At 68.9% G+C, this 12,568-nt stretch carries 10 protein-coding genes, 1 tRNA gene and 1 riboswitch; of the genes, 6 read left to right on the forward strand and 5 right to left on the reverse strand.

The window, feature by feature from the left end; all coding sequences use genetic code 11:
- Window positions 1–138 precede the first annotated feature (138 nt).
- From ACFOWB_RS21580 to ACFOWB_RS21595, 4 genes are all read left to right on the forward strand, one after another.
- Entirely contained in the window at window positions 139–465 is a 327-nt protein-coding gene (locus tag ACFOWB_RS21580; protein ID WP_261402217.1) for a phasin family protein, read from the forward strand.
- Window positions 466–662: 197 nt separating this feature from the next.
- Window positions 663–1,145, forward strand: coding sequence for a phasin (locus ACFOWB_RS21585; RefSeq protein WP_261402216.1), 483 nt, complete (start codon window positions 663–665; stop codon window positions 1,143–1,145).
- A 206-nt stretch (window positions 1,146–1,351) separates the two neighbouring features.
- Window positions 1,352–1,428: transfer RNA gene (locus ACFOWB_RS21590), tRNA-His, on the forward strand.
- Between the two features lie 362 nt (window positions 1,429–1,790).
- Window positions 1,791–3,290, forward strand: coding sequence for an FAD-binding oxidoreductase (locus tag ACFOWB_RS21595; RefSeq protein ID WP_378149277.1), 1,500 nt, complete (start codon window positions 1,791–1,793; stop codon window positions 3,288–3,290).
- Window positions 3,291–3,421: 131 nt separating this feature from the next.
- On the opposite strand, the gene ACFOWB_RS21600 is transcribed toward ACFOWB_RS21595, so the two are convergent.
- The gene (locus ACFOWB_RS21600; protein ID WP_378149279.1) at window positions 3,422–4,813 is read right to left on the reverse strand and encodes a hypothetical protein; all 1,392 of its coding nucleotides are present in this window, start codon (window positions 4,811–4,813) and stop codon (window positions 3,422–3,424) included.
- 33 nt (window positions 4,814–4,846) lie between these two features.
- The gene (locus ACFOWB_RS21605; protein WP_378149281.1) at window positions 4,847–7,087 is read right to left on the reverse strand and encodes a TonB-dependent receptor; all 2,241 of its coding nucleotides are present in this window, start codon (window positions 7,085–7,087) and stop codon (window positions 4,847–4,849) included.
- Between the two features lie 170 nt (window positions 7,088–7,257).
- Window positions 7,258–7,504: riboswitch (cobalamin riboswitch) on the reverse strand.
- 169 nt (window positions 7,505–7,673) lie between these two features.
- On the opposite strand from ACFOWB_RS21605, the gene cobF reads away from it, so the two are divergent.
- Complete coding sequence (gene cobF, locus ACFOWB_RS21610) at window positions 7,674–8,453, forward strand: precorrin-6A synthase (deacetylating) (protein ID WP_378149283.1); 780 nt, start codon at window positions 7,674–7,676, stop codon at window positions 8,451–8,453.
- A 79-nt stretch (window positions 8,454–8,532) separates the two neighbouring features.
- On the opposite strand, the gene ACFOWB_RS21615 is transcribed toward cobF, so the two are convergent.
- From ACFOWB_RS21615 to ACFOWB_RS21625, 3 genes are all read right to left on the reverse strand, one after another.
- Window positions 8,533–8,721, reverse strand: coding sequence for a hypothetical protein (locus ACFOWB_RS21615; RefSeq protein ID WP_261402208.1), 189 nt, complete (start codon window positions 8,719–8,721; stop codon window positions 8,533–8,535).
- Window positions 8,722–8,868: 147 nt separating this feature from the next.
- Entirely contained in the window at window positions 8,869–9,822 is a 954-nt protein-coding gene (locus ACFOWB_RS21620) for a hypothetical protein (protein ID WP_261402207.1), read from the reverse strand.
- Window positions 9,823–9,950: 128 nt separating this feature from the next.
- A complete protein-coding gene (locus ACFOWB_RS21625; protein WP_378149286.1) occupies window positions 9,951–10,778 on the reverse strand; it encodes a MipA/OmpV family protein in 828 nt (275 codons plus the stop codon).
- Between the two features lie 287 nt (window positions 10,779–11,065).
- On the opposite strand from ACFOWB_RS21625, the gene glpD reads away from it, so the two are divergent.
- Entirely contained in the window at window positions 11,066–12,550 is a 1,485-nt protein-coding gene (gene glpD, locus ACFOWB_RS21630; protein ID WP_261402205.1) for a glycerol-3-phosphate dehydrogenase, read from the forward strand.
- Window positions 12,551–12,568 lie beyond the last annotated feature (18 nt).

The following is a 12,568-nucleotide window of genomic DNA, read 5'->3' on the forward strand; positions in this document are numbered from 1 at the left end:
CGCTGTTAACCAAGGCTCACGACCTCGGCTCCGCGCTCCTCGGTCGCGCGTTTCGGCTCGAACGGTCGGGATTTTAGAGGGGTGTCGACGATGGCCAGCAGGGGTTCTGCGGACGGCGGATACGAAATTCCGAACGAGATGCGCGATTTCGCGGACAAGAGCGTCGAACAGGCCCGCAAGGCGTTCGACGGCTTCCTCGACGCGGCCTACAAAGCCTCCAACACCATGGAGACTCAGGCGAACACCGCGCAGACCAACGTCCGCGCCGTCGCCGGCGCCGCGGTCAGTTTCGCCGAGCAGAACATGGCGGCGAGCTTCGCCTATGCGCAGAAGCTGGTGCGCGCCACCACGATCGACGAAGTGCTCAAGATTCAGTCGGAATTCGCCCGGGCGCAAATCGACACCCTCACCAAGCAGATGAAGGAGATGGGGGCCGTGGCGGGTCGCAGGCCTGACACGAAATGATGCTTTGATGTTCGCCATGGGGTTGATCCAAGTGCAGCGCAACATTATGTTGCACTGCACACAAGGTTGAGACGCGGCGTTCCGATGGGTTTGGCGTTCGGATCCGCTGTGCAAGGCAGGCCCGTGCGTGTCCGGCGGAACGCGGCGCCTGCCTTAATGTCCAAAAGTCCGCCGCCCGACCCATAGAGGTGAGACCCATGGCCACGACCGCCCCCAAGACCGCCGCCGCCAAGTCCGACGAAGCCGTCGAAGAGACCCTCGCGACCGCGTCCAAGATCGCCGCCGACGTGCCTGCGCCCGTCCGCGAGCTCGCCGAAAAGTCCGTCCAGCAGGCCAAGGACGGCTACGCGCGCTGGAAGGCCGCCGCCGAAGAGACCTCGGACGCCTTCGAGGACGCCCTTGCGACCTCGTCGAAGGGCTACAAGGAGTTTTCGCGCAAGTCGGTCGAGCTGACCCGCTCGAACGTCAACGCGCATTTCGACTTCCTGCAGGCCCTGATCGGCGCGAAGTCGGTCAGCCAGGCGATCGAGCTGCAGACGTCGTTCGCGCGTCAGCAGTTCGAGGTCCTGTCGGGCCAGGCCAAGGAGCTGTCGTCGCTCGCCCAGAAGGCGGCCACGGACGGCACAAAGCCCTTCCAGGATCTCGCCTCCAAGACCGCGCGCTTCGCCCAGTCGCAGTGACGGGCCCCGAGCGGCCGCGCTAAGCGGCCGTCAAGCCAAGCTTTTCGACGCCCGAGCCGCCACAACGCGGCCCGGGCGTCGTCGTGTTCGCAGGCTGGATTTTTCCGGCGGTCAAAAACCGATCCGAGGCGCTTGCTTCGCGGCGCCCCTTCACATAGGTTCCGCCGCGCTTCCCGTGGGCCTTGCGCCCGCGCAGACGCTCCCACGCCGCCATAGCTCAGTTGGTTAGAGCGCTAGATTGTGGATCTAGAGGTCCCCCGTTCAAGCCGGGGTGGCGGTACCAATCTTCCTTTGGGAACCCCCGAAGAAACTCCATTTCATCGAGCCCCCGCGAGGCTCACGGCCGGGTTTCCCGCGTCGGCGCGAGCGCCGAAGACGCGCCGGGAGCGTCCGCTCCCGACACATGCGCGCGCCTGCCGGTCGTTGGAACGGCCGGGATGACGCCCTCGCGCCGACGCCGGCGCCATCCCCACGATCTCCGGCGGAAGCGCCGCGAAACCCCGCGCCTGTGCGCCTCCGGCCTCTTGCGCTTGCGGTCGACGACCGCTCAAATCGCGAGAGGATTCGCGCGTCCGCCGGGTGAGAAGCGGGGAGCATCACCACCCCGGCGAGCAACCCCTCCCCTCAGTCTCTCGGGTGTCAGCGATGGCGACGTCATTTTCCCGGCGCGGTTTCATCGGCGCCGGACTCGCAGCGGGCGCGACGGTCTCCGCAGCTCCGAACGCAGCTCTCGCGCAGTTCGTGATCGGCTCCGGCGATGGCGGCCTTTTGGCGCTCGCTCGCGACATGCAGGGCCGGCTTCTGCTGCCCGACGATTATGCGTACCGCTACAGCGCCCGGTCCAACAATGCGCGCTACGACCACGTGCTGCCGCGCGCCATCGCGCTGTGCGCCTCAGATAGCGACGTCGTGCGGTGCCTGCGCTGGGCGCGCGACAATCGCGAGGTGTTCGCGGTCCGCTCGGGCGGCCACTCCTATGCGGGCTACTCCACGACGCCGGGCTTGCTGATCGACATGCGCGCGCTGCGCCGGGTCAGCGTCAATCTCGGCGACCAGACCCTCACCGTGCAGGGCGGCGCCACCAATCAGGACGTGGCGGACGTCGCGAGCGCCTATCCGTTCGCGATTCCCTCGGGCCGCTGCCCGACCGTCGGCGTCACCGGCCTGACGCTCGGCGGCGGCTGGGGCTTCGCCAGCACCCATGCGGGCCTGACCTGCGACAGACTGCTGTCGACCACCCTCGTCCCGGCGAATCTGGAGCCTCTCACCGCAAGCGCCGAGACCAATCCCGACCTGTTCTGGGCGCTGCGCGGTTCCGGCGGCGGGAACTTCGGGATCAACACGAGCCTGACCTATCGCCTGGTGCCGGTCGGGAACGTGACGGTCTTCAACATCGTCTGGCCGGCGCAGAAGCAGGTCGAGATGATGCTCGCGCTGCAGGATCTGCAGCTCAAGAACGCGCGCGACATCTCCACGCGCAGCAAAGTCGCGGCCGGACGGGCGGGGCCGTTCCCCGGGCTCGATCAGCTCGCCGCGCAGACGCTCGGCCTGTTCTACGGAGAGGAAAGCGCCTTCCGCGAGCTGATCCAGCCGCTGTTTCGCCAGCGCGCGCCGGCGCGCGCCTACATCAAGCAGATGAGCTACTGGGAGGCGCGCGACTATCTGGTGACCGACGACCCGGAAGGGTTCTTCGACGTCCGCTCGAGCATGGTGCGGGAGCAACTGGCCGCCGACGCCCTGGAGGCGTCGTTGTCCTGGATGACGAAATGGCCCGGCGGCTCGATCGCGCAATCGAACATGGGCATTCTGTTCGCGATCGGCGGCGCGGTCGGCGACAAAAAGCCTGACGAGACCGCCTATGCGCACCGCGGCTCCAACTTCATCTTCGAGATGGAGCGGGCATGGTCGCCGCTCGATCCGCCGGATCTGGTGGAGAAGCAGGCCCGCTGGCTCGACGACTATTTCGCCGACATGCAGCGCTTCGTGCTTCCGCGGTCCTATGTGAACTTCCCCGACCGGACGCTGAAGGACTGGCGGCAGGCCTATTACGGCGACAACCTTGCGAGGCTGAGCACGGTGAAGCGTCACTACGACCCCGAAAATCTGTTCCGGTTCGAGCAGAGCATCCCGCTGTCGCCGGCGTAAGGCCCGGCGGGCGAAGTCGGGGCCGCGTCGCGAGGCGAAGCGTCTTCGGCTTGGCCCTTCGAGGCGCGGCCTGCGGCGGCCGCGCCTGTGCTCAGGGCGTCAGAGGCGGCCTGCGCCGCCCGACGTTTGCGTCACTTGCCGCCCGACAGCAGCCGCTCGACCTGCGCCCGCTCGGCGGGGCTCAGCTCCGGCTTGCCGTTCGAGACGGCGCGCGAGGCCTGCCCGATCGGGGTCGCAGAGGCCTGGACCGGCGAGCGGTAGCCGCGCAGCGTCGTGACGCCGCCTTTCGCTCCCACATAAGCGAAGTCGTTGATGTTGTCGTACGGGTCGCCCGACGAGATCAGGCTGCCCGGATTGAGCGTCAGCGTGGCGGCGGGCGTCTTCGTCTTCGAGGCGTCGTAGACGAGGATCTCGCTGCCGCGTCCGAAATAGATCCGGTCGTTGTCCGGCACATACTGCGCCGCCCAGAAATAGCCCGGCGCGCCGGCGCTGAAGTCGTTGATCACCTTGAAGTTCTCGAAGTTCGTCGTGCTGACGAGCTGCCCCGTCATCGTGAAGTTGGCGTCATAGGCGCCGAGCAGGACATAGGCGGTCGAGCCCTTGAAGCTGATGTCGCGGATATCGTAGGGGCGATCCTTGGAGGGCTTCAGCACGTTCTTGACCTTGGCGGTCGAGAGGTCCGCGGCGTCGCCCGCGATCCTCTGGAGGCGCGAGGCCTTGCTGTAGCTGCCGCCGCCCTGCGAGCCGCCGATGCCGGCGACGTAGAGGTCCGAGCCGTTCGCCGCGATCGCGAAGGCGTTCTTCACGAGGCCGGCGTTGTAATCGCCCTCCTTCAGCGTGATCGACTTGCCGCCCTTGACGGTGAAGCGCGCCAGCAGGCTGTCGGCGTAGTTCGAGAACGAGCCGTCGGGGAAGGCGAACAGCACGTAGAGCGTGTCGTTCACGACGACGATCGCCTGGCCGCGGGCGGCGAAGCCCTCCGGGGTGAGGCGCGCGGGAAGCGAATAGGTGACGCCCGTCTCGGCGAAGGTTCCCTTCGCGATCTCGACCACGCGGGCGTTGTCGTAGTCGAGCGCGTAGAGATATTTGCCGAGGCGGACGAGCCCGGACATGTTGCGCACGTTCGACCAGGTCGGGCTCGCGCTCGGCAGCGGGTTCGTGGCGGGCGCGGCGTTGTAGATGTATGTGGGCGGGATCGCGCCCGGCGCCGAGACGCGGTCGGTCACCGCGATGCGGAACTTGCCGTCGGCCGGAACCACGCCCTCGACGATCGGATCGCCGCCGAGGCCGGTGCGCAGATTGCGGATGACGGTGACGGCGCTTCCGTCGTCGCGGATGCGGCCGGCCATGCCCTGCGGGCCGCCATTGTAGGTGTAGACCGTGTAGGCGGCGTAGCCCGTGGCGTCCTGGGCGCTTGCGGACGGCGCGGCGGCGAGGCAGAGCGCCGCGAGCCCGCTTGCGACGAGGGCCTTGAGCGGTCCGCCCTCCGTCCGGCGAGAGGCGTGAAGCGAGACTTCAGTCATGTTTATGCTCTCCATGTGAAAAATCGTTCGCCGTCAGAACGTCATCGTCGCGGTCGCGTAGACCGTGCGGCCTTGCTGCGGGTAATAGACGTTCGGTCGCAGATCCCAGTACTTTGGCTCTGACGTCGTCGGGTCCTGATGCAGCAGAAGTCCCGAAAACCTCTGCTTCGGACCGCGATTGAAGATGTCGGTGACGCCGCCAGAGATCTTGAGGCCGTTCTCGAACCGATAGTGCGATCCGAGATCGATCGTGGTGAGCGGCTCCTCATAGGCCTGCTTCTCCCGCGCGAACTGCGCGTGGTAGACGCGGCCCACGTAACGAAGCTCGGCGAAGGTCGTGAGCGCGCCCTCGAGGAAGTGGACGTTGAGGCGGGCGTTGGCGCTAAAGTCCGGATTGCGCAGGACGCGGAGCTTGCCGTCGACGACGCGCGCGTCGGTCCCGCCGAAGAAATAATAGGTGCCCTTGACGTAGCGGCCGTCCTGCAGCGTGCCGGCGAGATGAAGGTCGGCCCGGTCGCCGAAGGCGAGGTTCCCCTCGAACTCCAGGCCCCGCGTCAATGTCGTGCCAGAGTTGACGTATCTCGCGCCGGCGGGCGTCTGGTAGAATGTGATGGCGTCTTCGGTCCGGCGCTGGAAATAGGTGAGGCGGAAACCGCCCTTCCAGTCGCCGCAGAGCGCGCCGGTCCAGCCGAACCCCGAGTCGAAATTCGTCCCGTGCTCGCGCTTGAGCTGGCGGGCCTTCTTCGTGCTGTCGAGGTCGGGCGAGACGTAAACGCCGTCTCCGTAGATCTCGTAGAAGCTCGGGTAGCGGTTGTACGTGCCCGTGTTCGCGAACACCTCCCAGCCGTCGAACAGGCGCTTCTTGGCGCTGAGGCTCCAGCTCGGCTTCCAGCCGTAGTCGCCGGAGGCGCCGCCGAGCGGCGACAGGCGGCTGCCGAGGACCGGACCGTCGAGCTTTTCGAGGCGGCCGACGGGCGTGACCTCGAGGTCGCCGAGCGGACGGACCGTGATCGTGTCCTGCGCCTGGATCGTGCTGCGCCGGCGGGGAAAGCGGGTCAGCAGATCGCTGCCCTCGCGGTCGCTCGCATCGGCGTAGAGCGTCTCCCAGAGCTGCTCGGCCCGCACTTCCAGCCGGTGGCCGAGCGCCCAGTCCTTGCCGAGTTCGTAGGCCGCGTCGCCCGAGATCCCGTAGCGGCGCGTGCGGTAGTCCGACCAGATCGCGCCGACGCCCTGGAACCCGACCATGTCGAGGTTCCGGTAGCGTTTCGACTGGTCCATGAAGGTGCCGGTCGCGCCGACGGTGAGGTCGCCGAACGTGTCGCGCCAGCCGAAGGCGCCGTTGTGTTCGCTGACGCGCTGACGGCGGCGCTCGCTGTCGACGCCCGTGATCGGCGGATCCTTGACGTCCTCCCACCGAAGCGCGCCGAGATCGACCGCCGTCGGCATGAAGCGCTCCATGGCGTTGTAGGACCACTTCGCGAAGACGGTCTCGTTCTGCCACTTCAGGAGGCCGTTGGCCTTCTCGTAGTCGTTGTTGAGGCGGGTGCGGTCGGTCGGGCGCTGCGAGTTCGGATTGCGCTGCGCATAGGTGGTGCCGTCCGAATAGACGATCCGGTCCAGCGACCTGACGGCGTATTTCGTGTAGTCGAAATCGCCCGTGCTCTTCTCGCCGTCGACGCCGATGAGCAGCGTGCCGCCGGCAAGCGGGGCGGTGACGCTGCCCGAAGCCTGCCGCCCGCCGAAGGAGCGCCCGCCCGCCGAGGCGCTCGAGCGCGCCTGGTCCGGCCGCTTCGTCACGATGTTGATCGCGCCGCCGAGCGGAGCTCCGGAAAACCGGGCCGGCGTCGTGCCGCGATAGACCTCGACCCGTTCGACGTTCGACATCGGGATCGTGGAGATGTCGGTCGCGGCCTCGCTCGCCGTGTTGTACGGCACGCCGTCGATGTAGATGTTCACCTGGCTGGGCGAGGAGCCGCGGATGCTGGCGGTGGTGTACTGGCCGGTGCCCGCCACCCGGCGCGCATAGACGCCGGGGATCTGGTCCAGCAGGTCGGGCAGAGACTTGTGCTCGCCCTTCACGTCGTCGGGATAGACGACCGAGACCTCGCCCGGCGACTGGACGTCCTTCAGCTTCGGCTCGTCGCCCACGACCGTGATGGTCTCGAGCTGCGTCGCCTCTTCGGCGTCCTCCGCGCTCTGGGCGAACGCCGGCGCGACCAGTCCGAGGGCGGCCGACAAGGCGCCCGCCGCACGCAAGGTCATGCCGAAGTTCATCGCGTCGTCCCCGCGCCTTGCGACTCGAGCGGGGGACTCCGTGGATCACGGTCGGCGCGTTTCGGGCGGATCGGCGCATGGGCCCGCCAGAACGAACCGATGCGGCCCCCGCCGCACCGTTGTCGCTCAGACGGACGAAGCCGCGCCCCGGCCATCCCCTGGGCCGCGGCAAGAGCGATCGGACGCCGGCAGGTCTCCTGGCTCGCGGGTCACGGCCCGACGCGCTGGCCTTCCCGGATCGGCTCCGACTCGCGGATCCCTTCCAGTGGCCGGAAGCTCAGGGCCTCGCCCCGCTTCCAACGCGCATCGAACTCGCCGCTTACAGTTGCAGGGACAGCCTCGGAATTGAGCGACACGTCGCTCTCACCGAGTTCCCAATTAAGCTTCTTTCGAAGCGCCGACGTGATCGAAGCCTTCGGCGCGAGCCGAAGACAGAGGCGACGCTAGCTGTCCGCGATCGTCTTCGCAATCGGACTTACGGCGTTCGCGCAGCCGTGATCGAACCGTCCATCGGATCTCGCGCTTTGCGGCCCGAGCCGCTACCAGTCGCGCTTCGACACGCCGGACGGCGGCTGCGGGAGGGCGCATGCCCAAGACGATCAAGATCATCGGCATCGGCGCGGGCGACCCCGACCATCTCACCATCCAGGCCGTGAAGGCGCTGAGCCAGGTCGACGTCGTCTTCCTGATGGACAAGGGCCCGGCCAAGGAGAAGCTCAACGCGCTGCGGAAGAAGATCTGCGCGCGGCACATGGGCGAGCGCGCCTATCGCTTCGTGGACGCGGCCAACCCCGAGCGGGAGCGCGAGGGCGACTATCTCGCGGCCGTCGCCGATCTCAACGCGCGCAAACAGGCGGTGTTCGAGCGTCTCATCGCAGCGGAGCTCAGGGACGGCGAATGCGGGGCCTTCCTCGTCTGGGGCGACCCTTCGCTTTACGACAGCACGATCCGGCTCGTCGAAGCGATCGCGGCGTCGGGACGCCATGATCTCGACTGGGACGTGATCCCCGGGATCACCAGCGTCCAGGCGCTGACCGCACGGCACCGCACGACGCTGAACGCGATCGGCCGCGCGGTCACGATCACGCCCGGGCGACGTCTGGCCGAGCGGTTTCCGGACGGGGTCGACAGCGTGGTGGTGATGCTCGACGCCGAAAACGCCTTCAGGCGGCTCCGCGAAGACGACGTCGACATCTACTGGGGCGCCTATGTCGGCACGCCGGACGAGATCCTGATCGCGGGAAAACTCGACGACGTCGCCGGCGAGATCGAGCGCGTCAGGGCCGAGGCCCGCGCGGCTCACGGCTGGATCATGGACAGCTATCTGTTGCGCCGTCCGACGGTTGCGGACAAAACGTCCGACTGACCCGTCCGCAGGACGTCGACCGCCGTGCGGGCGCGCTTCGCATCTCGCGCGAATGGCGTCGTCGAAACCGTGTCGGCGGTCAGCTCGCCGCGGCGGCCCGCTTCTTCACCGGCTCCGCAGTCCGCGGCGCGACCCGGGCTCGCAGGCTCAGCTCGACATGAACTTCGCGGGTCGGGAACGGTTCGGCGTCGTTGTGCGCGACAGCCGCGTCCGCCGGGAAAGCGGACTGCTCGCGGCCGCGATAGGCGACCGGGCTCTTGCTGGCCATTTCATCCTCCCTGGCGGCCGACTGGGCCGCCAACGCCCGAGGATTGACGATCAGCGTTAACGCGTTGTCAACGCGAGGCGGGCGTCGACGGCCGCGTGGCTCCGCTTCTGTTGCGGAAGCGTCACGCGGCCGTCAAGAGCGGAGAGCTCAGACGCGTCGGTTGAACAGCGACCCGATCACGGCGCCCAATCCGCCGGACGGCGGGGTGGAGCCGGACGAAGACGAGGAGCCCGTCGACGAGCTCGAGCCGGTCTGCGTCGTCGGCGTCGTGGACGGGGACGACGGCGCAGGCGAGGTCTGCGCCGGAGCCGCAGGCGTCGGAGCGGGCGCGGCCGGGGCCGGCTGCGCGGCGACGGGCTCCGTCGGAGCCGGGGCCGGTTCCGGGCTCGCAGCCACAGGCGCCGGGGCGACGGCGACCGGGGCCGCCGCGGGCTCGCTCGGCGCAGGCGCGGGCTGAGGCGTCGGGATCGTCACCGCGACGATGGGAGCCGGCGTTTCGTCCGCGGGCTCGACGACCGGTTCGGCGGGGACCGTCGCCACAGGCGCAGGCGTCGCCGGGCTCGGCTCGGCCTGGCTGGGCGCCGGCTGGCTGGAAACGGGCTGGAGGATCGCCGGGGCGGGCGCGGGCGTCGTCGGCTGGATCGTCGGCTGCGCGACGACGGCGACGGGCTGGACCGCAGCGGTCTGCTGGGCCGGGCTCGAGGCCGCCGGGACGGCCGCGGCTGCGCTCGCCTCCGGCTGGACGGCCGCCGCGGCGCTCGTACGCGTGGTCTCGACATAGCCGACATTCGCCAGCATTTCGTCGACGGACTTCACCTTCTCGCCGCCGCCGTCGGCCGCCGCCGCGGGTTCGGCGGCCGCCGCCACCGCCGCCGCCTTCGCCGAAGCGATCAGCTTGGAGACACGGTCGATACCGACCGTCGGGGTCTGGAGCGCGCCGAACAAGGCGGAGGTGCGCTGCGCGGCCGCAGCGGCGCGGTCGGAGGCGTCGTCCCGGCTCTCCGTCTTCGACGTGCGGACCGTGTCCGCGTTCGACGACCGCGTGGAAGAGGTGCGCGAGGAATAAGGATCGGACTGCGAGGAAATCGGACTGATCGACATGGCGTCCCCCACACGGCCTCCGAATGGAGACCGCAACGCCGCAGATCTGGCACGAGACCCCTCACGGCCTCGCTTCAAAATTCAATAGAATTTTAGGGACTTGTCGTTTTCTGGCGCGACTCGGCCGCTTACCAGTCGACGCCGAACGAATAGGACAGGCCCGCGCCCGCCGTGAACGCGTCCTTGGTGCCGAGCTTCTTGGCCACCGGGCTGTCTGCGGCTTCGCCGACGAGGCGGTTGTAGGCGCCGAACGCGGTCACGCTCCACGCGTCGCTCACGTCATAGGTGACGGCCCCGGCCGCGCCCACGGACTTCACGCCGCCCTTGGCCTTATACGGCGTGATCCGGCCGTTGGCCGCGGCTTCGCTCGCCGAGACGCCGAAATACTCGTTCATGAAGTCGCTGTCGCCGATCTCCATGCGCGGTCCGAGCGACACCGTGAAGGCGCCGAACTTCTGGATGTAGTCGGCCGAGACGTTGCCGACGAAGCCCTCATGGCCCCACACGCCGTGGCGAAGCTCGCCGCGGATGCGGAACACGTCGACCGGATAGACCTCGACGAACGCGCCGGGCTCGATCGCCCAGTCGATGTCCTTCATACCGAAGAACTTCTTTACGTCGCTCGAATCGCGCTCGCCGCGGATGCGGGCCACGGGGCCCATCTGGAACCACGGCGTGTCGATCACCGCGAAGCCGAAGCCGTCGTCCGGCGCGCCAAACTTCCAGGGCTGGCCGGGACGGCGGATGCTGAGGCCGGGATAGCCGGACAGGCCGTATTTCGCCGCGCCCTCGAACTCGGGCTGAACGACGGCGGTGCCCTTGAGGGTCACGATCCAGCCTTCGTTCACGGCGGCGGCGGCCACAGGCGCGTCGATGGCCGGCATGTCGGCCGCAAACGCCGACGCCGAACCGAGCGCGGCGAGCGAGACGACCGTGGCGACGACGCGGAAAACCATGGAACTCTGCGACCCTGTCCTGACTTTTCGCGGCTGAAGCCCGCCGGAAAATCGAGAGCCATTTGCCCCGTTTTCGCACTGCAACGCAATGGCGTGACAGGCGATCCCGGCAAGGCGTGGCCATCGTGCCACGCCTGGTCTCGTCACCCCCGATACCGCCTGCGCCATGGTGCGGCATCACTTCCCCTCGCGGCCCGCCCCCATTTCGATCGCGCGCGCTATAAGGGCCTCGTGAGCACGTCGTCTTCCGCAATGCCGCGCGGCCAAACCGCGCGAATGTTCCGCTTATGAAGCTCTACGACCTCGCCATCATCGGCGGCGGCGTCAACGGCTGCGGGATCGCGCGCGACGCCGCCGGCCGCGGCCTCGCCGTGCATCTGTGCGAGAAGGGCGACCTCGGCTCCGGCACGTCGTCCGCCTCGACCAAGCTCGCCCATGGCGGCCTGAGATATCTCGAGACCATGGAGTTCCGCCTCGTGCGCGAGGCGCTCGCCGAGCGCGAGGCGCTGCTGCGGATCGCGCCCCACATCGTGCGGCCGATGCGATTCGTGCTGCCGCATCGGCCCGGACTGCGGGCCTGGCCGATCATCCGGCTGGGGCTGTTCGTCTATGACAGCCTCGGCGGCCGGCGGACGCTTTCGGGCTCGCGGTCGATCGACCTCGCCAGGGACGACGCAGGCGCGTCGCTGCGCTCGCCCGACGGCCGCGCCTTCGAATATTCCGACTGCTGGGTCGACGACGCGCGGCTCGTGGTGCTGAACGCGATGGACGCGGCCGAACGCGGCGCGACGATCGCGACGCGCACCGCCTGCGTCGCGGCGGAGCGGACAGGCGGCGTCTGGCGCGTCACGCTCGACGGCCCGCAGGGGCGCTCGACGATCCGCGCCCGCGGCCTCGTCAACGCGGCCGGCCCCTGGGTTCCGGCCGTCGCGCAAGGGTCGCTCCGCGCCAACGCCGCCGCCGACGTCCGGCTCGTGCGCGGCAGCCACATCGTCACGCCGCGCCTGTTCGAGCACGACCGCGCCTATCTGCTCCAGCAACGCGACGGGCGCGTCGTGTTCGCGATTCCCTATGAGGACGATTTCACCCTGATCGGCACCACCGACGTCGATCACGACGGCGCGCCCGATCACGTCGAGCCGAGCGAGGCCGAGATCGAATATCTGTGCGAGGCGGCGAGCGACGTCTTTCGCGCAGGGGTCCGGCGCGAGGACGTCGTCTGGGCGTTTTCGGGCGTGCGCGCGCTCCACGCCGGCGGCGACGGCGCCGCGCAGAAGGCGAGCCGCGACTACGCGCTCGAACTCGAAGCCGGCGAGGGCCGCCCTCCCCTGCTCACGATCTATGGCGGCAAGCTCACCACCTATCGCCGCCTCGCCGAGGCCGCGCTCGACAAGCTCGCGCCGGCGATGTCGATCCCGCCCGGCCGATGGACCGGCCGGTCGCCGCTGCCGGGCGGCGGCGTGCCGGCGGCCGAGCCGCTCGCCGACCGCCTGGCCGCCCATCACCCTTATCTCTCCGAAGCCCTCGCGAGCCGCCTCGCCCGCACCTATGGGTCGCGGGCCTGGGACATTCTCGACGGCGCGACGAGCGCGCGGGCGCTCGGCTATGTGTTCGGCGCCGATCTCTCCGAGCGCGAGGTCCGCTACCTCGTCGCGCGCGAATGGGCCGAGACCGCCGAGGACGTGCTGTGGCGGCGCACCAAGCTCGGCCTGCGCTTCAGCGCCGAGGAGCGCGAGACGCTCGCCCGGTTCATGCCCGGAGGGGACGTGTGACGACGGCTCGGGCGGCGG

This window comes from Chenggangzhangella methanolivorans (assembly GCF_042648545.1).
In the GTDB taxonomy this organism is placed as follows: domain Bacteria; phylum Pseudomonadota; class Alphaproteobacteria; order Rhizobiales; family Methylopilaceae; genus Methylopila; species Methylopila methanolivorans.